The sequence below is a fragment of the Amycolatopsis xylanica genome, assembly GCF_900107045.1.
Taxonomy (GTDB): Bacteria; Actinomycetota; Actinomycetes; order Mycobacteriales; family Pseudonocardiaceae; genus Amycolatopsis; species Amycolatopsis xylanica.
This window is the reverse complement of sequence record NZ_FNON01000005.1, coordinates 243,296-266,925: the sequence shown is the minus strand read 5'-3', so window position 1 is coordinate 266,925 and position 23,630 is coordinate 243,296. Positions and strand designations below refer to the sequence as shown.

The 23,630-nt window shown below is 68.4% G+C and carries 22 protein-coding genes; 10 read left to right on the top strand and 12 right to left on the bottom strand.

Annotated features, from left to right (window positions below):
• Nucleotides 1-9: 9 nt before the first annotated feature.
• A complete protein-coding gene (locus BLV57_RS24145; RefSeq protein WP_091292367.1) occupies nt 10-846 on the bottom strand; it encodes a PPK2 family polyphosphate kinase in 837 nt (278 codons plus the stop codon).
• Between the two features lie 149 nt (nt 847-995).
• On the opposite strand from BLV57_RS24145, the gene rocD reads away from it, so the two are divergent.
• Together rocD and BLV57_RS24135 are read left to right on the top strand one after the other, a co-directional pair.
• Nucleotides 996-2,219 carry an ornithine--oxo-acid transaminase gene (gene rocD, locus BLV57_RS24140; RefSeq protein ID WP_091292365.1) on the top strand — a complete coding sequence of 408 codons (1,224 nt, stop codon included), beginning with the start codon at nt 996-998 and terminating at the stop codon, nt 2,217-2,219.
• Nucleotides 2,220-2,250: 31 nt separating this feature from the next.
• Entirely contained in the window at nt 2,251-3,615 is a 1,365-nt protein-coding gene (locus BLV57_RS24135) for a DUF2252 domain-containing protein (RefSeq protein WP_091292364.1), read from the top strand.
• Here BLV57_RS24135 and BLV57_RS24130 read toward each other — a convergent pair.
• The 4 genes from BLV57_RS24130 to BLV57_RS24115 all read right to left on the bottom strand — a co-directional run bounded on the left by BLV57_RS24130 (nt 3,612) and on the right by BLV57_RS24115 (nt 6,959).
• Nucleotides 3,612-4,640, bottom strand: a complete 1,029-nt coding sequence (locus tag BLV57_RS24130; RefSeq protein WP_091292362.1) for a family 2 encapsulin nanocompartment cargo protein polyprenyl transferase — start codon at nt 4,638-4,640, stop codon at nt 3,612-3,614. The two genes, BLV57_RS24135 and BLV57_RS24130, sit on opposite strands and share 4 nt — an antisense overlap.
• 192 nt (nt 4,641-4,832) lie before the next feature.
• Nucleotides 4,833-5,714, bottom strand: coding sequence for an NAD(P)/FAD-dependent oxidoreductase (locus tag BLV57_RS24125; RefSeq protein ID WP_091292360.1), 882 nt, complete (start codon nt 5,712-5,714; stop codon nt 4,833-4,835).
• Between the two features lie 19 nt (nt 5,715-5,733).
• On the bottom strand, nt 5,734-6,144 hold the full coding sequence (locus BLV57_RS24120; RefSeq protein ID WP_245757492.1) for a nucleoside deaminase: 411 nt from the start codon (nt 6,142-6,144) through the stop codon (nt 5,734-5,736).
• Nucleotides 6,141-6,959 carry a TIGR03619 family F420-dependent LLM class oxidoreductase gene (locus BLV57_RS24115; RefSeq protein ID WP_091292358.1) on the bottom strand — a complete coding sequence of 273 codons (819 nt, stop codon included), beginning with the start codon at nt 6,957-6,959 and terminating at the stop codon, nt 6,141-6,143. Before BLV57_RS24115 ends, BLV57_RS24120 begins: the two co-directional genes overlap by 4 nt.
• Before the next feature lie 93 nt (nt 6,960-7,052).
• Here BLV57_RS24115 and BLV57_RS24110 point away from each other — a divergent pair, with 93 nt between their 5' ends.
• Nucleotides 7,053-7,508, top strand: coding sequence for an Lrp/AsnC family transcriptional regulator (locus BLV57_RS24110; protein WP_091292357.1), 456 nt, complete (start codon nt 7,053-7,055; stop codon nt 7,506-7,508).
• Here BLV57_RS24110 and BLV57_RS24105 read toward each other — a convergent pair.
• Nucleotides 7,505-9,124: an ABC-F family ATP-binding cassette domain-containing protein gene (locus tag BLV57_RS24105; RefSeq protein WP_091293182.1), complete on the bottom strand. Its 1,620-nt coding sequence runs from the start codon at nt 9,122-9,124 to the stop codon at nt 7,505-7,507. The two genes, BLV57_RS24110 and BLV57_RS24105, sit on opposite strands and share 4 nt — an antisense overlap.
• A gap of 84 nt (nt 9,125-9,208) precedes the next feature.
• On the opposite strand from BLV57_RS24105, the gene BLV57_RS24100 reads away from it, so the two are divergent.
• On the top strand, nt 9,209-9,850 hold the full coding sequence (locus tag BLV57_RS24100; protein WP_091292355.1) for a phosphatase PAP2 family protein: 642 nt from the start codon (nt 9,209-9,211) through the stop codon (nt 9,848-9,850).
• On the opposite strand, the gene zapE is transcribed toward BLV57_RS24100, so the two are convergent.
• Complete coding sequence (gene zapE / locus BLV57_RS24095; protein ID WP_091292353.1) at nt 9,750-10,784, bottom strand: cell division protein ZapE; 1,035 nt, start codon at nt 10,782-10,784, stop codon at nt 9,750-9,752. The two genes, BLV57_RS24100 and zapE, sit on opposite strands and share 101 nt — an antisense overlap.
• 34 nt (nt 10,785-10,818) lie before the next feature.
• Here zapE and BLV57_RS24090 point away from each other — a divergent pair, with 34 nt between their 5' ends.
• From BLV57_RS24090 to BLV57_RS24070, 5 genes are all read left to right on the top strand, one after another.
• Entirely contained in the window at nt 10,819-11,580 is a 762-nt protein-coding gene (locus BLV57_RS24090) for a pyrimidine reductase family protein (protein WP_091292352.1), read from the top strand.
• Between the two features lie 18 nt (nt 11,581-11,598).
• A complete protein-coding gene (locus BLV57_RS24085) occupies nt 11,599-12,666 on the top strand; it encodes an ATP-dependent DNA ligase (RefSeq protein ID WP_091293180.1) in 1,068 nt (355 codons plus the stop codon).
• A gap of 66 nt (nt 12,667-12,732) precedes the next feature.
• Nucleotides 12,733-14,274: an alpha/beta hydrolase gene (locus tag BLV57_RS24080; RefSeq protein ID WP_176968784.1), complete on the top strand. Its 1,542-nt coding sequence runs from the start codon at nt 12,733-12,735 to the stop codon at nt 14,272-14,274.
• Nucleotides 14,275-14,362: 88 nt separating this feature from the next.
• On the top strand, nt 14,363-14,665 hold the full coding sequence (locus tag BLV57_RS24075; protein WP_091292350.1) for an ANTAR domain-containing protein: 303 nt from the start codon (nt 14,363-14,365) through the stop codon (nt 14,663-14,665).
• Nucleotides 14,659-15,093 carry a response regulator gene (locus BLV57_RS24070; protein WP_245757491.1) on the top strand — a complete coding sequence of 145 codons (435 nt, stop codon included), beginning with the start codon at nt 14,659-14,661 and terminating at the stop codon, nt 15,091-15,093. Before BLV57_RS24075 ends, BLV57_RS24070 begins: the two co-directional genes overlap by 7 nt.
• On the opposite strand, the gene BLV57_RS24065 is transcribed toward BLV57_RS24070, so the two are convergent.
• The 4 genes from BLV57_RS24065 to BLV57_RS24050 form a co-directional block, all read right to left on the bottom strand.
• A complete protein-coding gene (locus BLV57_RS24065) occupies nt 15,082-19,536 on the bottom strand; it encodes a HAMP domain-containing protein (protein ID WP_091292348.1) in 4,455 nt (1,484 codons plus the stop codon). The genes BLV57_RS24070 and BLV57_RS24065 overlap by 12 nt on opposite strands.
• Nucleotides 19,536-20,609 (bottom strand): NsdA family TPR-like regulatory protein, encoded by a 1,074-nt coding sequence (locus tag BLV57_RS24060; RefSeq protein WP_143047137.1) that lies wholly within the window; start codon nt 20,607-20,609, stop codon nt 19,536-19,538. The genes BLV57_RS24065 and BLV57_RS24060 overlap by 1 nt, the downstream gene beginning before the upstream one ends.
• Before the next feature lie 107 nt (nt 20,610-20,716).
• A complete protein-coding gene (locus tag BLV57_RS24055; RefSeq protein WP_091292345.1) occupies nt 20,717-21,748 on the bottom strand; it encodes a PAS domain-containing sensor histidine kinase in 1,032 nt (343 codons plus the stop codon).
• Nucleotides 21,745-22,185, bottom strand: coding sequence for a response regulator (locus tag BLV57_RS24050; RefSeq protein WP_143047136.1), 441 nt, complete (start codon nt 22,183-22,185; stop codon nt 21,745-21,747). Before BLV57_RS24050 ends, BLV57_RS24055 begins: the two co-directional genes overlap by 4 nt.
• Nucleotides 22,186-22,279: 94 nt before the next feature.
• Here BLV57_RS24050 and BLV57_RS24045 point away from each other — a divergent pair, with 94 nt between their 5' ends.
• Nucleotides 22,280-22,639 carry a thioredoxin family protein gene (locus BLV57_RS24045; protein WP_091292344.1) on the top strand — a complete coding sequence of 120 codons (360 nt, stop codon included), beginning with the start codon at nt 22,280-22,282 and terminating at the stop codon, nt 22,637-22,639.
• Between the two features lie 61 nt (nt 22,640-22,700).
• Here the strand turns inward: BLV57_RS24045 and BLV57_RS24040 are convergent, their stop codons facing one another.
• Complete coding sequence (locus BLV57_RS24040) at nt 22,701-23,630, bottom strand: proline dehydrogenase family protein (protein ID WP_091292342.1); 930 nt, start codon at nt 23,628-23,630, stop codon at nt 22,701-22,703.

Below are 23,630 nucleotides of genomic sequence, written 5' to 3'. Positions count from 1 at the left end.
CTCAGAAAGTCAGCCGGGTACGCCAACAGTGTCGAGTTTCGCGAGTTCTTCGTCGACAGCAAAGTCAGGTTCGGGGAACCGCGGGTCCATTTCGTCCAAAGTCTCCGCGAGCAGATGGGCGACGAGCCAGTTCCGGTACCACTTGTGGTCCGCGGGCACGATATGCCAGGGCGTCGCGCTCGTCTTGGCGAAGATGTCGAGGTAGGCCTTCTGGTAGTCGCCCCACTGGGCGCGGGCGTCGAGATCGGCCGGGTTGTACTTCCACCTCTTCTCGGGCGTGACCAGCCTGGCCTTGAGCCGCTTGTACTGCTCCTCGGGCGAGATGTGCAGGAAGACCTTGAGGACGGTGGTGCCGGCCTCGGCGAGTTCCCGCTCGAACGCGTTGATCTCGGTGTACCGCCTGCGCCGCTCCTCGGCGGTCAGCAGGCCCTGCACGCGCGGTACGAGGATGTCCTCGTAGTGCGAGCGGTCGAACACGCCGATCTGGCCTGGTTTGGGCAGTTGCCGCCGAACGCGCCACAGGTAGTGGTGCCGCCGCTCGGCGGGCGTTGGCTTCTTGAACGCCGTGTAATGCACGCCCATCGGGTTGACGAGGCCGAGCACATGGCTCACCGTGCCGCCCTTGCCCGAAGTGTCCATCCCCTGCAGCACGAGCAGGAGGCTCCGGGAGCCGCCACCGACTCCCTCCGCGTAGAGCGCTTCCTGGCGTTCGTCGAGGAGACGGCCAGCGGCGAGGAGCTTCTTCTCACCCTTCGCCTTCTTGTCCGGGCCGATGGGAAACACGCCGGGGTCCAGCAGCGGGGTGTCCTTGGTGAAGCGCAACGCCTCTCGTACTCGTTTGGCCATCCCGTGAACATAGCCAGTCCACGCCGGTGACGCGCTTCGAAACCCGCACGCAACAATTCGCTTCCCCGCGACACAACTGCGCAACGAACGAGTCTTGAAAGCAATGATTCCCGGCTGAAGTCTCCACCGGCAGGCCTTAACCTGATGCAATGACGACGTTCGCCGGACCCACCACCACGTCTGACTACATCGCGCTTGACGACCGCTGGAGCACGCACAACTACCACCCGCTCGGTGTAGTGATCGCCGAGGCCGAGGGCGCTTCGGTCACCGACGTCGACGGCAAGAGCTACCTGGACTTCCTCTCCGGCTACTCGGCGATGAACTTCGGGCACCGCCATCCGGCGCTGATCGCGGCGGCCAAGGATCAACTCGACCGGGTGACCCTGACCTCGCGCGCGTTCCACCACGACCAAATGGGCCTGTACTGCCAGGAGCTGGCCGAGCTGACCGGCACCGAGATGGTGCTGCCGATGAACTCCGGCGCCGAGGCCGTCGAGTCCGCCGTGAAGGTCGCCCGCAAGTGGGCCTACCAGGTCAAGGGCGTGCCGGACGGCACCGCCGAGATCGTCGTCGCCGGGTCGAACTTCCACGGCCGGACGACCACGATCGTGTCGTTCTCGACCGATGAGACCGCGCGGGCGGATTTCGGGCCGTTCACGCCGGGTTTCGTCACCGTGAAGTACGGCGACGCCGCCGCGCTGCGTGACGCGATCACCGAGCGGACCGCGGCCGTGCTGCTGGAGCCGATCCAGGGTGAGGCCGGCGTCATCGTGCCGCCGGCGGGGTACCTCGCCGAGGCGCGGCGGCTGTGTGACGAAGCGGGCGCGCTGCTCATCGCGGACGAGATCCAGTCAGGGCTCGCGCGGACCGGCAAGCTGCTGGCGCTCGACCATGAAGGCGTGCGCGCGGACCTGTACACGCTGGGCAAGGCGCTCGGCGGCGGGATCATGCCGGTTTCCGCGGTGGTCGGCAGCCGGGCCGTGCTGGGGGTGCTGAAGCCCGGCGAACACGGCTCGACGTTCGGCGGCAACCCGCTGGCCTGCGCGGTCGGGCGGGCGGTCATCCGGCTGCTGGCGACCGGCGAGTTCCAGGAGCGATCCACGGAACTGGGCGCTCACCTGCACGGACGGCTCGGCGAGCTGGTCGGCAAGGGACTGGCGGAGGTACGCGGCCGCGGGCTGTGGGCCGGCATCGACATCAGTCCTGGCGGACCGACCGGGCGTGACGCTTCGCTGGCGCTGGCCAAGCTGGGTGTGCTGTGCAAGGAGACGCACGACGCCACGCTGCGTGTCGCTCCGCCGCTCGTGATCAGCAAGGCCGAGCTGGACCGCGGGATCGACGCCATCGCGCAGGTCATCAAGCCGTCGTGAAACTTTGACGGCTCCCGTACGTTGACACCTCGTGGAACCAGGAACATGGGTGGGCCGCGCGCTGCTGGGCTCGGAGGGTGTCGACCCGGAGGAGCTGTTCGACCGGGGGCGGGCGCTGCGTGACGCCACCCCGGCGAAGTCGCATGATCACGACGCGGCCGGCTCGGGCCGCCCGGATGCGCTGGATTTCGTCGAAACCAGCAACTCCGGGCGGCTGCCCGAGCTGATCGACCTGCGCCTCGAGCGGATGACCGCGTCGCCGTTCGCGTTCTTCCGCGGCGCGGCGGGGCTGATGGCCGCGGACTTGGCCGGCACGCCGTCGAGCGGGCTGAACGCGCAGCTGTGCGGTGACGCGCATGCGGCCAACTTCGGGCTCTATGGCACGCCGGACGGCCAGATCGTCATGGACATCAACGACTTCGACGAAACCGTGCCGGGCCCGTGGGAATGGGACCTGAAGCGGCTCGCCGCGAGCCTGGTGCTGGCGGGCAGGGAAGGCGGGGTCGGAGAGTCGCGGTGCGCCGAGGCCGCCGAAGACGCGGTCAAGTCGTATCGGCGGACGATCCGCGGGCTGGCCGGGCTGCCGTATCTGCGGTCGTGGAACGCGTTGCCGGACGCGTCCGTGCTGAGCAAGGTGAAGGCGCACGACCTGATCGACGACTTCGAGGAAGCCGCCGAGAAGGCCCGCAAGAACACGAGCGCCAAAGTGGCCGCCAAATGGACACGGCGCATCGACGACCACACGACCGGCATGAAGCGCAACCGGTTCGTCGAAGATCCGCCCGTGCTGCGGCACGTGGACGACGCCGTCGCCGAGGCGGTGTTCGGCGGTTTGGTCACTTATGTGGACACATTGCGCTCTTCGCGACGGAACCTGATCACGCGGTACCGAGTGTCCGATGTGGCCTTCCGGGTGGTCGGCACCGGCAGTGTCGGCTTGCGCAGCTACGTCGTCCTGTTGCACGGCAACGAGGACGAAGACCTGGTGTTGCAGGTGAAGGAGGCACGGCCGTCGGCTTTGGCTCCTTTTCTGGACATTCCCGCGCGCGAACACGAGGGCGAGCGGATCGTCGAAGGCGCTCGGCTCGTGCAGGCGGAGACCGACATCCTGCTCGGCTGGACGACGATCGGCGGACGGCCGTTCATCGTGCGGCAGTTCCGGAACCTCAAGGGCGACATCGACCCTTCGGCACTCAACGCCGGCCATTTGGACGACTACGGCCGGTTGGCGGGCGCCCTGCTCGCCCGCGCGCACACGCGGTCGCTGCATCCGCAGCTGCTCGCGGGCTATTTCGACGACGACGATGATCTCGACGAGGCGATCGGCCGGTTCGCCGTCAGGTACGCCGACCAGACCGAGGCGGATCACGCGAAGCTGGTGGCCGCTCGGTCCTAGCGGTCGCGAAAGGTGGCGAGCCTCGCGAGCGCGGCCAGTTCCGTGGCCGCGTGCGACTCGGCGTCCACCGCTGAAAGGTGGTGCATCGCGCGGGCGAGCTGCTGGTCGGCCTGGATCCGGGCCCAGGTCCGGCCACCGGCGAGGTCGACCAGGTCGGCTGCGAAAGCGAGGTCGGCGTCCGAAAGCGACTCGTCGCGGCAATACAACTCGGCGAGTTGGCGGCCCGCGGAGGTTCCGGAGTTCAGGGCGACCACGACCGGCAGCGACTTCTTGTGCGCGAGCAGGTCGGAGAACACCGGTTTGCCGGTGATCTCCGGGTCGCCCCAGATGCCCAGCATGTCGTCGACGAGCTGGAAGGCGAGTCCGAGCCGCTCGCCGAACTGCCGCAGATGCGAGACCTGGTCGGCCGTCCCGCCGCCGAAGTGGGCGCCGATCGCGCAGGCGCATCCGAGCAGTGCGCCCGTCTTGCCGTTGGACATGCTCACGCATTCGTGCAGATCGACGTCGGCGCGTCGTTCGAACGAAACGTCCGCGTTCTGGCCTTCTTGCAGCTGGAGGACAGCGGCGCCGAGTTCGCGCATCGCGGGCATGGCCAATGGCCCGCCGCCGGTGGCGAGCACATCGAATGCCAAGGTGAGCAGCGCGTCCCCGGTCAAAATCGCCGGGCCGGTGCCGAAAACCGTCCACGCGGTCGGGCGATGGCGCCGGGTTTCGTCACCGTCGAGCACATCGTCGTGCAGTAGTGAGAAATTGTGCACCAATTCGACGGCGACGGCCGCGGGGATCGCGTCGTCGGCCACGCCGCGGACGGCTTCGGCCGAGAGCAAGGCGAGCGTGGGACGGATCGCCCTGCCCTGGTTCGCTTCCGCGGGCGAACCGGCCGCGTCCAGCCAGCCGAAGTGGTAGCCGGCGACACGCGCGAACGAGGGGGGCAGGCTCCGCACCGCGGCGCGGAGCGCGTCGTCGAATACCGTACGACTCCAGGTCAATATGTCGGTTTCGAGCACGGCGATCCCTTTCGACAACGAATCCCTGCGGCCGGTTTTATTGCTTTCGGCGAATACGTGAATACCTCTCACGCGGTTTTTCTCCGTTTTTCAACATAGCAACGGGAGAAAATCCCGCAATTACCCGAAGGTGTCAGGCCACCAGGTCCGACCGGAGCCGAGACGGGCGGCCAGAGGATCAGGCATTTGGGTCGTGGGGCGACAAAGGATTCAGACGACCAGGCGTGCGACTTCTTCGGCGCAACCCCAGGACAGGGTGATCCCCGCGCCGCCGTGGCCGTAGCAATGGACAACGTCACCGACGCGCTCGAGCCTGACCTCGGGGCGGTGTGGGCGCAGGCCGACTTTGGTGCCGAGCACACGTGCGTCGGCGAGTTCGGGGACGAGCCGGCGGGCTCGGTGGACGATGTCCTGGGCCACCACCGGGTCGGGCTCGAGTGTGCGCCGGCCTGGTTCTTTCGTGCCTCCGCAGACCACATGGCCGCCGTGCGGAATGGCGTACGTGGCGACCGGCGAACGATCGTCGACGACCCACTCGAGGAGACCGGGGTCGGCGAAATGGACGACTTGGCCGCCGATCGGGGACACGGTGTCGTCGCCCGCGAGTACACCGCCGCCGAGACCGGCCGCGTTGACGACGATGTCCGCCGGGAGATCGGCCAGATTCCGGACAAGGCGGTGTTCGGTGCGCACACCGGCTGCCGCGACTTCGGCGGCGAGCCAGCCCAAGTAGACCAGCGTGTCGACGAGTGCGGTGGTGAACATGAGCGTGTCACCGTCCCAGGCCGTACCGGGCAGTGTCGATGCCAGGCCAGGGTCGGCGTCACGCGAAGGCAGCATCAGCCTGCCGGGCAAAAACCGGACACCGGGCGCGCCCGACCGCGCCAGACCCGCGACCGTGACTTTGGTCCATTTCGCGCACACGGCGAAGGGTTCCGTGCCAGGAGGCGGGAAGACGAGTCCGCCGGCGACGGCTGATGTCGTGTGCTCGGGTTTGTCGGCGGTGACGACGGTGACGTCATGTCCAGCCCGCGCCAGCCGCAGTGCGCAGCTGAGCCCGATCACGCCCCCGCCGACCACCGCAACGCGCATGTCCCCACTTCAGCATGGGTCAGCTGTAATAGCCATCGACCGGCACGCGTGCCTCGTCGAACAACGCGGGGCCTTCGTGCGGCACGGGCGCGAAACCGCCACCGGGCTTGAGATCCATGAGCTGCTCATTGGACAAGGCGAAGACGACGCGGCCGAGGCCGGACCGTTCGATCGCGCCGGTGCACATCCCGCAGGGCTGGCAGCTCGTGTACATCACCGTGGCGGCCGCGGTCTCCGGGTCGAGTTCGCGGGCGGCCCAGCGGGCGAGTTTCAGCTCCGGGTGTGCGGTGATGTCCGAGTCGGTGATCGACGTGTTCTGCTCTTCGGCGAGCACGTCGCCCTGCGGCCCGACGAGCAGCGAACCGAACGGCGGATTCCCGTTCACGCGTGCGGCCGCGGCGAGTTCGATGGCTCGGTGGAGGTGCTTCACTGCGCTTCCTTCCAGTTCGCGGCGACCGTTGCCAAGGCCTGCCAAGCGTTTTCGGGTTCGAGGGTGTTGGCGGGGTCGCCGGTGTAGGTGTCGAGCAGAACGGTTTCGGCACCGAAGGCACTGATCCGATGCAGATCGTCGATGACCTGGTCGATCGTGCCCTCGCCCGCGATCCGTTCGGTCCCGGTGATCGGCTCTTCGGTCAGCCGCAACGCGATCCGGGGCGCCAAGGCTTCGGGTTTTGTCCGTTCCACGGCCGCGGCCAGCCAGTCGACGGTGCAGTGCAACGGATGCCAGACGTCGCCGAAGGCTTTTGTTCGCCGGATGGCCGCTTCGCTGTTCCCTCCGACCCAGATCGGGATATGGCCGGCGCGGTAGTCGCCGGTATTCGCCCAAGCGGCACGGATTTCGCCCAGATAGTCGTCGGTCAGCCGGCCACGGCGTTCGAACGGTACGCCGAGCTTGGCGAACTCCTGTTTCGCCCAGCCGACGCCGACACCGAGCACGAACCGCCCGCCGCTGAGGTCGTTGAGGTTCGCGGCCATCCGCGCGACGAGCAGCGGGTCCCGGTACGGCACGACGAGCACCGTGGTGCCGAGCCGGACCCGGTCGGTGATCCCGGCCAGCCACGACAGCGTGGTGAACGGCTCGTAGAACGGCGCCGGGTACTCCACGGCGACGTCGTCGGTCACCACGACGTGATCCGACACCATCAGCAGGTCGAAACCGAGCCCCTCCACCGTTTTCGCCCAGCCGCGCAGCACACCGGGGTCGGTGCCCGGCCCGAAGTTGGGGACGTTGACGCCAAGTCGCATGGATCAAGACTATCCGCGCGTCATGCCGGGTTTGAAGAGATCGCTCACGGCATTCGGACACTTTCGCCGTGGATATCACGGTAGATTCCGGGTATGACCGAGAGTCTTGACGCGACGGACTGGGCGATCCTGGCCGAGGTCCAGGAGGACGGCCGGATCGCGCTGACCGAGCTGGGGCGGCGCGTGAGCCTCAGCGCGTCAGCGACCACTGAACGACTCAAACGGCTTGAAGCGGCAGGCGTCATCACCGGGTATCGCGCCGAGGTAAACCTTGAGAAGGCCGGGTTCCCGGTGCTCGCGGTGGTACGGCTGAAGTACCCGGGTAGCCGGCATCAGCCGCTGCACCGGCTGCTCGAGGAGCGGACCGAGATCTTGGAATGCCTGCGCACGACCGGCGACGACTGCTACACGCTCAAGATCGCCGCCGGTTCCATGGCGCATCTGGAAAAGCTCATCGACGAACTGGCCCAATTCGGCAGTACGACGACCAATGTCGTCTACAGCCAGACGTTGCCCTTCCGGGGACCGCGCGGGCCCGTCGCCGGCTAGCGGGCGCGCACCACCCGGCGCAGTGACCAGATCGGCTCGTCCACTTCGGACACCTTGCCGTCGGGCTCGAAGGCGAGGAACCGGTCGAAGCTGCGGGCGAACCAGCGGTCGTGCGTGACGGCGACGACCGTGCCGGTGAACTCCGCCAGCGCGTCCTGCAGCGCCTCGGCCGAAATGAGGTCGAGGTTGTCGGTCGGCTCGTCGAGCAGCAGCAGCGTCGCGCCGGACAGTTCGAGCAGCAGGACCTGGAACCGGGCCTGCTGGCCACCGGACAGTGACTCGAAGCGCTGTTCGGCCGACGCCGCCAGGCCGTACCGGCTCAGCACCCCGGTCGCCGCGCCTCGGTCGCGTCCGGCGCGCTGGCCCTCGCCGGAGCCGAGGATGTCGAGCAAGGTCCGCCCGACCCACTCGGGGTGCTGGTGCGTCTGGGCGAACAGGCCAGGCAGCACACGGGAACCGAGCCGGTAGCCGCCAGTGTGCTTGACCTGCTCCCCCGCGAGCAGCCGGAGGAAATGGCTCTTGCCGGAACCGTTCGAGCCCAGCACGCATACCCGGTCGCCGAAGAAGATCTCGGTCGAGAACGGCTTCATCAGGCCGGTGAGTTCGAGGTTCTCGCAGGTGATCGCCCTGATCGCGGTCCGGCCGCCGCGCAGGCGCGGTGCGACCTTCTGCGGTTTGGGCGGCAAGGGCGGGGCGCCTTCCTCCTCGAACTTCCGGAGGCGTGTCTGCGCGGCCGAATACCGCGACGCGAGCGCGTGGCTGACGGCTGCGGCCTGCTGCAGGTTGACGACCAGCTCCTTGAGCTGCTGGTGCTTTTCGTCCCAGCGGCGCCGAAGCTCGGCCATGCGATCGGCCCGGGACACGCGGGCGTCGTGCCAGGTGGTGAAACCGCCGCTGTGCACCCAGCAGGTTTTGCCGTCCAGCGACACGATGTGCGTCGCCGCGGCGGCGAGCAGCTCGCGGTCGTGGCTGACCAAGAGGATCGCCTTGTCGCACTCGGCGAGCCGTTCCTCCAGCCAGCGCTTGCCGGGAACGTCGAGATAGTTGTCGGGCTCGTCGAGTACCAGCACCTGCTCGTGACCGCGCAGCAGCGTCTCGAGCACCAGGCGTTTCTGCTCGCCGCCGGACAAAGTGCCGACGTCGCGGAACCGGGCGCGGTCGTAGGGGACGCCGAGCGCGGCGACCGTGACCGTGTCCCAGAGGACCTCGATCTGGTACCCGCCCGCCTCACCCCACGCGGTCAGCGCGTCGGCGTAGCGCATCTGGGTCGGTTCGTCGTCGGTCTCCATCAGCGCGAGCTCGACGTCGTCCAGCTCGGCCGCGGCGGCGCGCAACGCCGGGGGCGCGACGTCCAGCAGCAGGTCGCGGACGGTCCGGCCGTCGCGCACCGAACCGATGAACTGCGGCATGACCGCGAGGCCGCCTTGGACGTTGAACGAGCCGCTGAGCGGGGTCAGCTCACCGCCCAAGATCCGGAGCAGCGTCGTCTTGCCCGCGCCGTTGTCCCCCACCAGCGCGACGACGTCACCGGCCGAAACCTTGAACGACACGTCGCCGAAGAGTTCTCGGCCGTCGTTGAGCCGGTATGCCAGCGCACTGGCCTCAAGGAAACCCACCGCGAGATCCTCGCGGAAGACGCCGTCGTTGGCGAATGGTTTACCCACGCCCCTCACGTAAGCTCGGCGACCGAGGAGGGGTCCGTGAACCGAAACGTGCTCGTCGCCGGGCTGTGCCTGGTGGCCATGATCGCGCTGGGCGTCACCTTCGCGGGTGACAGCGGGCCCAGCGCCTTCGACACGGCGATCCGCGGCGTGATCGACCGTGGTCTCGGCGGTGACGAACCGCTGCTGCGGTTGCTCGTGGTCTCGACGCAGCCGTACGTGCTGATACCGCTGCTCGTCCTCGCGGCCCTGCTCTGTTTCGCCGAAAAACGACCACGGGACGGCGTGTTCGTCGTGGTGACGACGCCGGTGGCGATCACCCTCAACACCTGGGTGCTCAAGCCGGCTTTTGGCCGCCATTACGACGATTGGCTGGCCTACCCGAGCGGGCACACGGTCAGTTTGGTCGCCACGCTGACGGTCTTGGTCGTCATCGCCAGGCCCGGTGTCGCGCGTGGGCTGACCGCCGCGCTCAGTGTCGTACTGGTCGTCGCGGCCGGGATCGGGCTGATCGGGCTCGACTACCACTACGCCACCGACGTGCTCGGCGGCGTGCTCTTCGCGTCCGCGTTGGCCCTGCTCAGCGCACAGGTTTGCCGGCGTCGCGCGCCAGCGCCGTCAACCGGCTCACCGCGCGCAGATATTTCTTCCGGTAGCCACCGTTCACCATCTCGTCCGTGAACAGGTCGGGCAGCGGTCTGCCGGAGACGACGACGGGGATCGCCCGGTCGTAGAGCCGGTCGGCGAACGCCACCAGCCGCAGCGCGACGCTCTGATCCGGCGCCGGGTGCAGGCCGCGCAGGTGGACGCGGGTGACACCGTCGAGCATGCGGCCGTAGCGCGACGGGTGCAGTTCGGCCAAATGCGCACACAACGCGTCGAAATCGTCCACCGTCGAACCCTCGACGGTGGCGGCCGACGCGGCCAGCTCGTCTTCGGTCACCGGCGGCGGCGCGTCGGGCAGGCCACGGTGCCGGTAGTCGGGGCCGTCGACCCTGACCACCGCGAACCGCTGCGCAAGCGACTGGATCTCGCGCAAGAAGTCCTCGGCGGCGAACCGGCCCTCGCCGAGCTTGTCCGGCAGGGTGTTGGACGTCGCGGCGACGAAAACGCCCGCCGAGGTCAGCTCGCGCAGCAGCCGCGTCACCAGCATGGTGTCGCCGGGGTCGTCGAGTTCGAATTCGTCGATCGCGAGCACACGATGTTCGGAAAGCCGGCGAACGGCCTCGGGGAACCCGAGCGCGCCGACCAGATGCGTCAGCTCGACGAACGTCCCGTACGCCTTCGGGCCGGGCGCCTGATGCCAGGTCGAGGCCAGCAGGTGGGTCTTGCCGACGCCGAACCCGCCGTCGAGGTACATCCCCATCGGGCCGGTGTCCTGGCGCTCACCGCCGAACAGCGCGCGAAACCGCGACGGTTTCTTCGCCGCGGCGGCGGTGATGCGGTCCGCGAAGGCCGAGCACCGGACGACCGCTTCGGCCTGGCTCGGCTCGTCGGGATTGGGCACGTAGGTGGAGAACCGCACGGTGTCGAAACGTGGCGGCGGCACCAGCGCCGAGATCAGCTCATCCGCCCCGAGCTCGGGGCGGCGGTCGGTCAGGTGCGCAGGTGGCATGGCTGAGAAGCGTAGCCAGACGGGCTGTGCTGGGATGAGCACCGTGCACCGTCTGTGGCCGAACCCACCCCGAACCGACCTGACCGATGCCGATCTCGAAACGCTCTACGGCTACCCGGACGGGCTCGACCGGCCTTGGGTGCAGGCGAATTTCGTCAGTTCGGCGGACGGGGCCGTCACCGTCGACGACGTTTCCGAAGGCTTGTCACACCCCGCGGACAAGCGGATCTTCCTGCTCGGGCGCGACCTGTGCGACGTCGTGCTGGTCGGCGGCGGCACGGTTCGGGCGGAAAACTACCGGGGCGCGCGGGCCAACGGCGAACGCGCGAAGCGCCGCGCCAGGCACGGTCTCGCGCCGGTGCCGCCCATCGCCGTCGTCACCGGTGGCGCGAATCTCGACCCGGCCGCTCCCCTGTTCACCGACACGCGGGTACCGCCGATCCTGTTCGTCAGTGAGCGGGCGCCGTCGGACAAGACCGCGGCGCTGGCGCGAGCAGGCGCCGACATCGTCGTCGCCGGGGATCAGGCGGTCGACGTCCGGCAGGTTTTGGCCGAATTGGGACGACGTGGCCTGCTTCGCGTCGACTGCGAGGGCGGGCCGACCTTGTTCGGCGACCTCATCGCCCACGACCTGGTGGACCAGCTGTGCCTGACCGTCGCGCCGCTGCTGGCGGGCTCGGGCGCCGGGCGGATCGTCGCCGGTTTGCCGTCGGACGCGCCGCGCCGGATGGATCTCGCGTCGATTTTGCTCGAAGACGGCTTCACCCTGCATCGCTACCGGCGGATCAGGGACTGAACAGGCAGAATGGCGCGCATGCCGTTGCCGCTGAACCCACCGTTCAAGCCGATGCTCGCCAAGCCGGCCAAGGCCATCCCGGACTCGGGCGAGCTGCTGTTCGAGCCGAAATGGGACGGTTTCCGCTGCCTGGTGTTCCGCGACGGCGACGAGCTGACGCTGCAGTCGCGGGCGGGCAAACCGCTCAACCGGTACTTCCCCGAGATGGTCGAGCAGCTCAAGGCGACCTTGCCGGAGCGGATCGTGCTCGACGGCGAGCTCGTGGTGGCCAGGGACGGCAAGCTCGATTTCGACGCGCTCACCGAGCGGGTGCACCCGGCGGCCAGCCGGGTGAAGCTGCTGGCCGAGACGAGCCCGTCCGCGTTCGTCGCGTTCGACCTGCTGGCGCTCGACGACGAGTCGCTGATCGAGCGGCCGACGTCGGTGCGGCGGGAACGGCTGGAGAAGCTCGACGGGCTGAACATCACCCCGGCGACGACCGACGCGGACACCGCGCGGCACTGGTTCGAGCTGTTCGAGGGTGCCGGGCTGGACGGGGTGATCGGCAAGCCGCTGGACGCGCCGTACCAGGAGAACAAGCGCGTCATGTTCAAGTACAAGCATTCGCGGACGGCCGACTGCGTGCTCGCGGGCTTGCGCTGGCACGTCGACGGTGAGCCGGGCGAGATGATCGGGTCGTTTCTGCTCGGGCTGTACGACGAGGACGGGGTGCTGCACCACGTCGGCGTCGTCGGCTCGTTTCCGGTCACTCGTCGTCGCGAATTGGCCCAAGAGCTGTCGCCGCTCATCACCGACGCCGGGCACCCGTGGATCGACGGAACGGTCGAAAACCAGCGGCTGCCCGGCGGGATCACCCGCTGGCGGGCGACCGAACACGCCTGGGTGCCGGTGCGGATCGAACGGGTCGTCGAGGTCGGCTACGAGCATACCGAGGGCGGCTATCCGTCCCGGTTCCGGCACACCGCGCAGTTCAAGCGCTGGCGGCCCGACCGCGAGCCTTCGTCGTGCACCTACACGCAGCTCGACGAACCGGCACGGTACGACTTGGACGCGGTGTTCCATGGCGAGGTCAAGCGCACCCGCTAACCCCCGTCCCACACCGATCATGCGAAGCTCACCTCACCCTGCAGGCAGAGAGTGAGGAACGTGCCCGTGCGCCGCCCGGCAACTTCGCGAACACTACTGGCGGCGACGCTGGTGACGGCCACACTCGCGGGGTGCACGGCCGGGCCGTCGACCAGGCCGGAAGTGATCTCGAACGACGGGCCCGCCGCGCCGGCGTCGGCCGGGGACAAGCCGGGCGTCCCGCTGCCGCCGCTGGAGGAGCCCAAGTCGCCCACGATCAAGTGGACCGACTGCGACGAGGAGACCCGCGCGCGGATCGACCAGCCCGCGGCGCTGGGCGCGCTCAAGCTGAGCTGCGCACGCGTCGCGATCACGGTCGACGCGCCCGATCTGCCGAACCGGGGACTCAGCCGGATGTCGGTGCTCAAGGTCGGCACGGGGTCGATCCCGCTGGTCGTGGTCAATGACATCGACGGGGATCCCGGCACGCTGTTCGCCGCGAAGCTGGCGGCGACGGCGCCGCCGGAGTTGCTGGCGAAGTTTTCGCTCATCGGTGTCGACCGGCGTGGCAGCGGGCAGTCGACGCCGGCGCAGTGCATTCCGGGCAACGTGCGCAGCGACCTGCTCGACCAGGACCCCGCGGCCGAGTCCGGGATCGAGGCCGTGCTCGACGCGGCGCGCAAAGCGGGCCAGCAGTGCGCGATCGAACTCGACACGAACCAGACGGCGCTCGACAGCTGGCGTGCCGCCGGCGATCTCGATCAGCTGCGTGAAGAACTCGGCATGAGCAAGCTGAACGCGCTCGGCCACGGCGAGGGCTCGCGGGTGCTGACCGGCTACTCCGTTCGTTTTCCGTCCACGACCGGACGGATCGTGCTCGACGGCGCGCCGGACCCCGGCCCCGACACCGCGGCCGCGCTCGACGCCGTCGCGGCAGGCTTGCAGTCCACAGTGGACGGTTTCGCCAAGGACTGCGCGCAGCGCAAGTGCGCGCTCGGTGACGCGTCGGCCGTGCTGACCTCGGTCGTGGACAAAATGCGGAAGAACCCGTCGCCCGACGCGGGCGCCGGCATCGCGCTGTACGCGATCTCGTCCGGTCTCGCGCAGCGTGCGCGCTGGCCCGAGCTCGCCGACGCTCTCGGCGCGGCGAACGCCGGCGACGTGTCCAAACTGACCGCGTTCATCGAGCCGATGCTGAGCGACACGCGCGTGCGGCCGTCGCGCCTCGACGGCGCGCTCGCGACCAAGTGCAACGACAGCGCGACCCGGCTTCCCACCGACCAAATCCAGAAACTCGCCCAGACAATGCGCACGAAGTACCCGCTTTTCGGTGGTCTCGTCGCCCAGCAGCTGGCCTGGTGCAGCCCTTGGCCGGTCCGCCGCGAACCGCTGCCGCCCGCGGGCACGCCCAACGTCCCACCGGTTTTGGTCATCACGACGGCCAATGACCCGGTCACCCCTTTGGCGGGCACGACGAAGGTGGCCGACCAGTTCCCCACCTCGGTCCGCATCGGCTGGCAGGGCACCGGCCACGGCGCCTTCACCTTCTCGCCGTGTGTGACCGACGCGGCACGCGCCTTCCTCATCGACGGGAAAATTCCGGCCAACGGAACGCTCTGCCCCAGCTAGCCGCGCGGGCATAAAGAGCACACAGTCCCACGGAAGTTGGGACGTTGGATACTTTCGCGACGACAGAGTGTGCTGCCACGATCACGTCATGCACGCCATGACTTCGCGTCCCCCGTCGCCTGGCACGCCGGATACCGCGAGTGAGACGGCCACGTTGCGGTCTCGTCTGCGGCACTACCGGCGGCGCGCCGAGCAGCTGCAGCGGGCACTGGACCGCCGGTTGCCCATCGAGCAGGCGAAAGGGATCCTCGCCGAGCGGCACCAGATCGGGGTGGATGAGGCGTTCGTCCTGCTGCGGGCCTTCTGCCGGAACCACAACCGGAAGATCGACGAGGTGGCGCAGGCGCTGGTGGAACACCGGCTGCAGATTTCCCGGCACGTCGCATGCTGAGCAGCGCGATGTCCTCGCTAGGGCACGCGGCGGGCGGGAACGCGAAGCCGGCGCGGCTGCGGGTGCTGGTCGCCGATGACAATCCGATCATCGGCGCGGCGCTGCGGGTGCTGCTGGAGACCGAGCCGGACATCGAGGTGGTCGGGGTCGCGGCCGACGTGGACGAGGCGATCGTGCTGGCCGAGCGGCTGTGCCCGGCGATCGCGATCCTGGATGTGCGGATCCCGGGCGGTGGCGGGGTGCGGATGGCACGGGAGCTGCCCCGGCGGGTGCCGGGGATCAGGTTGATGGCGTTCTCGGCGCACGGGGACACCCGGTCGATCGCGCAGATGGCGTCGGCCGGGGTCACCGAATACCTGGTCAAGGGGATCGCGAACACCGAGATCATCGCCGCGGTCCGGCGGCTCAGCGGGCCGTCAGACGTCTAGCCAGCGTTCCATGCACGCCAGCAGCTCGTCCGCGTCGACGGGTTTGGTCACGTAATCGCTCGCGCCGGCGGCGAGGCTTTTCTCCCGGTCACCTTCCATCGCTTTGGCTGTGACGGTGATGATCGGCAGGTCCGTGAAGCGGGGCATCTCGCGGATCGCGGCCGTGGTCGCGTAGCCGTCCATTTCCGGCATCATCACGTCCATCAGGATCAGGTCGATGGTTTTGTCGGCCAGTAGTGCTTCAATGCCTTTACGACCGTTCGGCGCGTGCACGACCGACAGGCCGTTCAGCTCCAGCATCCCGGAGATGGCGAAGACATTGCGCGCGTCGTCGTCGACGAGCAGGACTTTGCGGCCCCGCAGCCGGTGGGGTGTCGTGTCGGCGCTCTCCGGGGTGACGAGCTCCAGGCTGGTCTCCGGCTGCCGGATGAGTGGCAGGATTCCGTCCAATTCGGCGGCGGAGAGGTGCAGCATGATGCGCTCGCGGAGCGCGTCCAGTGACGACAGCAGCTCGACCGGGTGGACCCGCACGTGGGCCTGCAGGAGCCGGTCCTGTGCGGAGCTGAGCTGACGGCTGGCGTGGGCCAGCACGGGCACGCTGATCGGCTCGGCGCCTTCGGTCAGGCGCTTGAGGAAGGTGAGCGCGGTCGTGCCCGGCATGCTGGTGTCGAGCACGATGCACCGGAACGGGTGAACCGCGAGCGCCTCGATGGCCTCCGCGGGCGCGGAAACGGACTCGACCAGAACGGGGCCGTGCGTGTCGGACAAGTCCGCGGCGACGCCCCGGGCGAGCAGGGTGAGCAGGCTGTTCGTCTCGCCTTCGACCACGAGCACCCGGCGTGCGCCGTCCGGAACCGCGGCCGGGGGCGGTTCGGCGCCGGTGTCGTCGAGGACGGCGGTGAACCGGGAGACGGGCAGGTAGAGCGTGAAGGTGCTGCCGTGGCCGAGCCGGCTTTCGGCACGGATCTCACCACTCAGCAGGTAGGCGACCTCCCTGCTGATCGAGAGGCCGAGCCCGGTGCCGCCGTACTTGCGGCTGGTCGTGCCGTCCGCTTGCTGGAAAGCGCCGAAGATCGAGTCGAGATTCTCCTCGGCGATGCCGATGCCGGTGTCGGTGACGCTGAACGCGACCAGAGGTTCGTGGCTTGACGGCGAGACGACGGTGTCGACCATTTCGACGTTGAGCTCCACGCTCCCTTGTTCGGTGAACTTCACGGCGTTGGACAGCAGGTTGCGCAGTACCTGCCGGAGCCGTTGTTCGTCGGTGAACAAGAGTTCGGGCACGTCGCGGCCGACGCTCACCTGGAAGTCGAGGCCCTTTTCGGCGGTGAGCGGACGGAAAGTCGTGCGGACGTAGTCGAGCAGCTGCCGCAGCGGGAACGGCTCGTGGTGGATGTCCATCTTCCCGGCCTCGACCTTGGACAGGTCGAGGATGTCGTTGATCAGCTGCAGAAGGTCCGTGCCCGCGGACTGGATGACCTTGGCGAACTCGACCTGTTTCGTGGTCAGGTTTTGGGTCGAATTCTGGGCGAGCACCCCGGCCAGGATGAGCAGGCTGGTGAGCGGGGTGCGCAGTTCGTGCGACATGTTGGCCAGGAACTCGGATTTGTACTTGGACGCGAGCGCCAGCTGCTGGGCGCGTTCCTCGATCTCCTGCCTGGCCTGCTCGATCTCGGAGTTCTTGACCTCGATGTCGCGGTTCTGCCTGGCCAGCAGCTCGGCCTTCTCCTCCAGCTCGGCGTTGGAGCGCTGGAGTTTCGCCTGCTGCGCCTGCAATTCCTCGGACCTGGCCTGCAGCTCGGCCGCGAGGCGCTGGGACTCTTCGAGCAGCGCGTCGGTGCGCGCGTTGGCGATGATCGTGTTGACGTTGACGCCGATCGTCTCCATCAGCTGCTCGAGGAAGTCACGCTGCACCATGGTGAACCGGGTGAACGAGGCCAGTTCGATGACGCCGAGCACCTGGTCCTCGAACACGGTCGGCAGCACGATGAGGTTCACCGGCGCCGCCGCGCCCAGGCTGGACGAAATCTTGACGTAGCCGGGCGGGGTCTGGTCGACCACGATCGGCTTCTTCGTGAGCGCGGCCTGGCCGACCAAGGACTGCCCGAGCGGGAACTCGCGCGGGATGTCGCCTTCCTCGCTGTGCCCGTAACTGGCGATCAGCCGCAGTCTCGTCCGGATTTCGCCCGATTCGGTGAGGAAGAACGTGCCGTGCTGGGCGCCGACGAGCGGGGCGAGCTCGTTCATGATCAGCGCGGCGACCACGCGCAGGTCGCGGTGCCCCTGGATGAGCCGCGAGATGCGCGCGAGGTTGGTGTTGAGCCAGTCCTGCTCCTCGTTGGCCCGCGTGGTCTCGCGCAGCGACTGGACCATCGCGGTGATGTTGTCCTTCAGCTCGGCGACCTCGCCCTGCGCTTCGACGGAAATCGACCGTGTGAGGTCGCCCGTCGCGACGGCGCTGGTCACTTCGGCGATCGCGCGGACCTGCCTGGTCAGGTTCCCGGCGAGTTCGTTGACGTTCTCGGTGAGCCGCTTCCAGGTCCCGGACACGCCTTCGACCTCGGCCTGGCCGCCGAGCCGCCCCTCGCTGCCGACCTCGCGCGCCACGCGCGTCACTTCCGCGGCGAAGGCGGACAATTGGTCGACCATCGTGTTGATCGTGGTCTTCAGTTCGAGGATCTCGCCGCGCGCGTCGACATCGATCTTGCGCGAAAGGTCGCCCTGCGCGACCGCGGTGGTCACCTGCGCGATGTTGCGGACCTGGCTGGTCAGGTTGTTGGCCATGGAATTGACGTTGTCGGTGAGGTTCTTCCACGTGCCGGCCACATTGGGCACGCGCGCCTGGCCGCCGAGGATGCCCTCGGTGCCGACCTCGCGCGCCACCCTGGTCACTTCGTCGGCGAACGCCGACAGGGTGTCGACCATCGTGTTGATCGTCTGAGCCAGCGCGGCGACCTCGCCCTTGGCCTCCACGGTGATCTTTTGCGACAGGTCACCGCGCGCGACCGCGGTGGCGACCTGCGCGATCGACCGGACCTGATCCGTCAAATTGTCGGCCATGACGTTCACCGACTCCGTCAGGCCCTTCCACGTACCCGACACGCCTTTGACGTCAGCCTGACCACCAAGCCGCCCCTCGGTACCCACCTCCCGCGCGACCCTCGTCACCTCATCGGCGAACGACGACAGCTGGCCGACCATCGTGTTGATCGTGTCTTTCAGCTCCAAGATCTCGCCACGCGCGTCGACCCTGATCTTCTGCGAAAGGTCGCCGAGCGCGACGGCCGTGGTCACCTGGGCGATGGAACGGACCTGATCCGTCAAATTGTCGGCCATGACGTTCACCGACTCGGTCAAGCCCTTCCACGTACCCGACACGCCTTTGACGTCAGCCTGACCACCAAGCCGCCCCTCGGTACCCACCTCCCGCGCCACCCTCGTCACCTCATCGGCGAACGACGACAGCTGATCGACCATCGTGTTGATCGTGTTCTTCAGCTCCAAGATCTCGCCACGCGCGTCGACCGTGATCTTCTGGGTCAGGTCGCCTTTCGCGACCGCGGTGGCGACCTGCGCGATCGACCGCACCTGCGCCGTCAGGTTCCCGGCCATGAAGTTCACCGATGTGGTCAGATCACGCCAGGTTCCCGCCACCCCTGGCACCTGGGCCTGCCCGCCGAGCGCGCCCTCCGTGCCGACCTCGCGCGCCACGCGCGTCACCTCGTCGGCGAACGACGACAACTGGTCGACCATCGTGTTGATCGTGTTCTTCAGCTCCAAGATCTCGCCACGCGCGTCGACCGTGATCTTCTGCGAAAGGTCACCTTTGGCCACCGCGGTCGTCACCTCGGCGATGGAGCGGACCTGATCCGTCAGGTTTCCGGCCATGAAGTTCACCGACGTGGTCAGATCACGCCACGTTCCGGCCACCCCGGGCACTTCCGCTTGCCCGCCAAGGCGGCCTTCGCTGCCGACCTCACGCGCCACCCGGGTCACCTCGTCGGCGAACGCGGACAGCTGATCGACCATCGTGTTGATCGTGTTCTTCAGCTCGAGCATCTCCCCCTTCACATCGACCGTGATCTTCTGCGAAAGGTCGCCCTGCGCCACCGCCGTCGCCACTTCGGCGATGTCGCGCACCTGGCCGGTCAGGTTCCCCGCCATCGCGTTGACCGAGTCGGTGAGGTCCTTCCAGGTCCCGGACACCGACGGCACCACGGCCTGGCCGCCGAGCTTCCCCTCCGTGCCGACCTCGCGCGCGACCCGGGTGACCTCCGAGGTGAACAGGGCGAGCTGATCGACCATGCCGTTGAACACGACGGCCATCTCGTCCATCAGCAGGTCGTCGACCTGCGGCAGCCTGGTGCTGAAATCGCCGTCCCTGACGGCCTTCAGCCCTTCGAGCAGCCGCTGCAGGCCTTCGTCGTTGAGCGCCCCCGCCATCAGGCGGCTACCGAACGGAACGCCGTGATGCGCTCGCCCAGCGCACGCGCGTCCGGGTTGTCGCTGCGGTAGTCCGCTGCTTTCTTAAGCGGTGTAAGACGATCCATGAACCGCGAAGACTTAAGAGTCAGAGCTTTCGCGAGCGCGTCGTCGACCACCGCCGCGGCTTGGTCGACGTCCCCTTCGAGCAGGTGACTTGTCGCCAGCATGACCAAACAGAACGACTTGCTGCGCGCCATGTTGCAGCCATAGCTCTTGACCACCTTGGTCAGCTCGGTGATCGCCGCCGACGCGTACGCCGAATCCAGCGTCACGGCCAGCTCGGTGTGCACGGTGCCCGCCATCGCCGTGAGGTCGGTCTCACCGAAGAACCGGGCCCACACCGGGGCGACCGCGTCCTCGGCCCGTTCGAACGCGTCGGTCGCCCTGCCGAGCGACGCCAGCGCGAGGTCGCGGTCGCCCAGCTTGGCGTACGCCCACGCCTCGTTCGCGCACAGCACGCTCAGCATGAGCATCGAACCGCCCTGCTCGGCGGCCCGCTCACCGAGCCGGAACATCTCCAGCGCGTCGATCGCGGCGTCGTGGTGCAGGAACACGCGGCCCTTGCGGTACAGGATGTTCGACGCCAGCACCTCGTCGCCGCCTGCCCTGGCGAGCTGCAGCGCGCGGTCGAACCTGGCGTGCGCGGCATCGGACTGCCCCGCGTCGAACGACGTCCAGCCGGCGACGCTGGTCAGGTCGGCGAGCGCGACGCACAGCCGTTCCCGCACGGTGTCGCTGCAGTCGGCTTCCAGCATGCGGTACCCCCAGGAGAGCTGAGCCGCGACGGCCTCCGAGCACCAGCCGCCGCCGTACCGGTAGTCCAGCGCGCGGAAGGTTTTCGTCTCGGTCTCGACCTTGCGGACCTCGTTGCGTCCGATACGCCCACGCCCGGCCACCGGCCAGACGGCACTGCGACGGGATTTACCGGTCTCGGGCATGACGCCCTCCCTGATCCTGTGCCACCAGGGTCCGGAGTGGGCTGGGCCTGCCTTCGCCGCCGTCGCGGGAATCCTCGTGGGAACCCCGGTCATCGCGTTTCGCCGGGACTGTCCAGGGGCAGCGGCCGACGCTGGGGAAATTATCCAGCGCGTGCCCGCGATCGCAGGTTGCGTTTGCTCAACGATTGAGCCGGAAAACGTCAGTCGTTTTCCCACGCCGCGCCGGGCACCCAGAATTCCACGGTCGTGCCTTCACCTGGCTGGCTCTCGACATTAAGCCAGCCGCGCACGGCTTCGGCCCGTTCGCGCATCGCGATCATGCCGATATGCTCGCCGCGCACGGCGGACACCGAGGCGGCGATACCGATCCCATCATCGGATATCCGTACCAGCAAACCATTCTGCTGTTCGGTGAGCGATACCTCGACGCCGGCGGCACGCGCGTGCTTGTGCACGTTCACCAATGCCTCCTGCGCTATCCGGAACACGTTCACCACCACTTCCGGCGACGGTTCCATGGTGAGTTCGTGCCGCAGGGTGTAAGCCAATCCCCAGCCGGCCACCACCTCTTCCAGATAGCCGCGCAGTGAAGCGACCAAATCACTGCCGTCGAGCGTCGGCGGCCGCAAATACGCGACGAGCACGCGCAGCCGCCGCACGGCCGCCTGGATCGACGCGTCGAGTTCGACCAGCACCTGCCTGGTGGCTTCCGGCTGCTGCCCGATGAGCACCTGCAGCCGCATGCTGGCCGCGATCATCGACTGGATCGAGTCGTCGTGCACGTCCCACGCGATCCGCCGCCGCTCGGTCTCCTGCGCGCGCACCAGGTGCGCGAAGGTCCGGCGCAGGTCGGCGTACCCGTCGTCGGCGTCCGCCTGCGCGCTCAGATCGCGCACGACCTTGCCGAACCCGAGCAGCCTGCCGTCCTCGTCCCGCAGCGGTGTGGTGACGACGTGCGCCCAGAAGCGCTCCCCGCCACGGCGCACCCGCCAGTCTTCGATCACGTGGCGGCCGTCGGCCGACGCCATGGCGAGATCGGCTTCCGGGCGCCCGTCGGCCGCGGCCTCCGGCGCGTAGAAGCGGGAGATGTGCTCGCCGATGATCTCGTCGGCACGGTAGCCGGTGATCCGCTCGGCGCCGGGGTTCCAGCCGGTGACCAGGCCGTCGACGTCGACCATGAAGATCGCGTACTCGACGACGCCCTGCGCGAGCAGGCGGAACTCGTCGGTCATCGCTGCCCGCCCAGCCGGTCGGCGCGGCCCGGCAGCAGCTCACGGTCGATGACGATCTCGCCGGCGGCGACCAGCTTGATGGCGCCGATCAGGTCTTCGAGCAGACCGGATTTCAGCAGTAGCCCCGCACCGCCTGCTTCGAGCAGCCTGGCCGTCATCCTGCTGGTCGCGTCGCCGGTGAGCACCAGCACCCGTGCGGGCGCGAACCGGCCGATGGCCTCGATCGCGTCGCCGTCCGGGAGCCTGCGGTCCAGCAGCACGACATCGGGCCCGAGCCGGACGGCGGCGGCGACGCCGGTCTCCAGCGAGTTCGCCCGCTCGATCAGCTCGACGTCGGCGAACCCCTCGAATGCCAGGCCGAGCGCCTCGGCGACCTTGTCGTGATCCTCGACCAGGAGCACGCGGACGGCGTACGCGGGGTCGTCTGGTGTCGCCATACGAGTCATCTCCACGGGTCTCGCCGCACCGGCCCAGGCCATTGTCGCGCTCGCGGAGAAGAAACACCTCCGCCGAGAGGGCAGAATGAGTTACATGGCCACCATCGACCTGACCGCCGCGACCTTCGACGAAACCGTCGAGAACCACGACTTCGTGGTGATCGATTTCTGGGCGGGCTGGTGCGTGCCCTGCCGCCAGTTCGCGCCGACGTACGAAAAAGTGTCGGAGAACCACGACGACATCCTGTTCACCGCGGTCGACACGGAGGCCGAGCAGCAGCTCGCGGCCGCGTTCGAAGTCCGCTCGATCCCGACGCTGGCGATCATCAGGGAAAAGGTACTCGTCTACGCGCAACCCGGCGCGCTCAGCGAAGCCGGCCTCGAAGAGCTGCTGAAGACCGCGCGCGAGCTCGACATGGCCAAGGTGCACGCCGAAGCGACCCCGAACGCCTGAACCGGGATAAAGCCCGCTTTATCCCGGTCGGGGACAAAGCGGGCTTTATTACGCGGCAGGGTCACCCGCGGGTGGCGAGGCCCCGCAGGAAGAACGTCAGGTTCGCGGGACGCTCGGCGAGACGGCGCATGAAGTAGCCGTACCACTCGTCGCCATACGGCACGTAGACGCGCATGGTCTCGCCGTCCGCCGCGATCCGGCGCTGTTCCTCCGGCCGGATGCCGTAGAGCATCTGGAACTCGTGGTCGGACGGCGCGCGCCCGGCCTCCATCGCCAGTTTTTCGGCGATGGCGATCATGCGGGGGTCGTGTGAGGCGACCATCGGGTAGCCCTTGCCCGCCATGAGGACCTTGAGGCACCGCACGTAGGACCGGTCGACCTCGGCTTTGTCCTGGAAAGCGACGGTCTCGGGCTCGGCGTACGCGCCCTTGCACAGCCGCACCCTCGAACCTTCGCCGGACAGCTCCCGGCAGTCCTGCTCGGTGCGGCGCAGGTACGCCTGCAGCACCGCGCCCACCCACGGGAAGTCGACGCGCAGCTCGCGCAGGATGCCGAGCGTCGAGTCCGTGGTGGTGTGGTCTTCCATGTCCAGCGTCACCGTCGCGCCGACGGCGGCCGCGGCCTCGCAGATGCGCCGCGCGTTCTCCAGCGCGATCTTCTCGCCGTCCACGGGCAGGAATTGACCGACGGCCGACAACTTGACCGAAACGTCCGCGCCCTGGGCCAGTCCGTCCGCGGCCAGCGCGGCGAGCATCTCCTCGTAGGCGCGAACGGTCGTGGTGGCCTGCGCCGCGTCGGTGGTGTCCTCACCGAGGTGGTCGAGGGTGATCCGCAGGCCGTCTTCGGTCAGTTCCCGGACGACACGGACGGCGTCGGCCGTGTCCGATCCGGCGACGAACCGGCGCACCACCGAGCGGGTGGCGGGCACGGTCTCGACCAGCGAACGCATGCGCCGCGACCTGGCGGCGGCGAGCAACGGTGCACGCAGCAT

Coding starts and splice junctions, on each gene's coding strand:
- BLV57_RS24075 (WP_091292350.1), top strand. CDS start 14,363: ATGCACGCCATGACTTCGCGTCCCCCGTCGCCTGGCACGCCGGATACC.
- BLV57_RS24145 (WP_091292367.1), bottom strand. CDS start 846: ATGGCCAAACGAGTACGAGAGGCGTTGCGCTTCACCAAGGACACCCCG.
- BLV57_RS24060 (WP_143047137.1), bottom strand. CDS start 20,609: ATGACCGGGGTTCCCACGAGGATTCCCGCGACGGCGGCGAAGGCAGGC.
- BLV57_RS24115 (WP_091292358.1), bottom strand. CDS start 6,959: ATGCGACTTGGCGTCAACGTCCCCAACTTCGGGCCGGGCACCGACCCC.
- BLV57_RS24070 (WP_245757491.1), top strand. CDS start 14,659: ATGCTGAGCAGCGCGATGTCCTCGCTAGGGCACGCGGCGGGCGGGAAC.
- BLV57_RS24125 (WP_091292360.1), bottom strand. CDS start 5,714: ATGCGCGTTGCGGTGGTCGGCGGGGGCGTGATCGGGCTCAGCTGCGCA.
- BLV57_RS24040 (WP_091292342.1), bottom strand. CDS start 23,630: ATGCTGCGTGCACCGTTGCTCGCCGCCGCCAGGTCGCGGCGCATGCGT.
- BLV57_RS24085 (WP_091293180.1), top strand. CDS start 11,599: ATGCCGTTGCCGCTGAACCCACCGTTCAAGCCGATGCTCGCCAAGCCG.
- BLV57_RS24045 (WP_091292344.1), top strand. CDS start 22,280: ATGGCCACCATCGACCTGACCGCCGCGACCTTCGACGAAACCGTCGAG.
- zapE (WP_091292353.1), bottom strand. CDS start 10,784: ATGCCACCTGCGCACCTGACCGACCGCCGCCCCGAGCTCGGGGCGGAT.
- BLV57_RS24065 (WP_091292348.1), bottom strand. CDS start 19,536: ATGGCGGGGGCGCTCAACGACGAAGGCCTGCAGCGGCTGCTCGAAGGG.
- BLV57_RS24050 (WP_143047136.1), bottom strand. CDS start 22,185: ATGGCGACACCAGACGACCCCGCGTACGCCGTCCGCGTGCTCCTGGTC.
- BLV57_RS24055 (WP_091292345.1), bottom strand. CDS start 21,748: ATGACCGACGAGTTCCGCCTGCTCGCGCAGGGCGTCGTCGAGTACGCG.
- BLV57_RS24090 (WP_091292352.1), top strand. CDS start 10,819: ATGAGCACCGTGCACCGTCTGTGGCCGAACCCACCCCGAACCGACCTG.
- rocD (WP_091292365.1), top strand. CDS start 996: ATGACGACGTTCGCCGGACCCACCACCACGTCTGACTACATCGCGCTT.
- BLV57_RS24110 (WP_091292357.1), top strand. CDS start 7,053: ATGACCGAGAGTCTTGACGCGACGGACTGGGCGATCCTGGCCGAGGTC.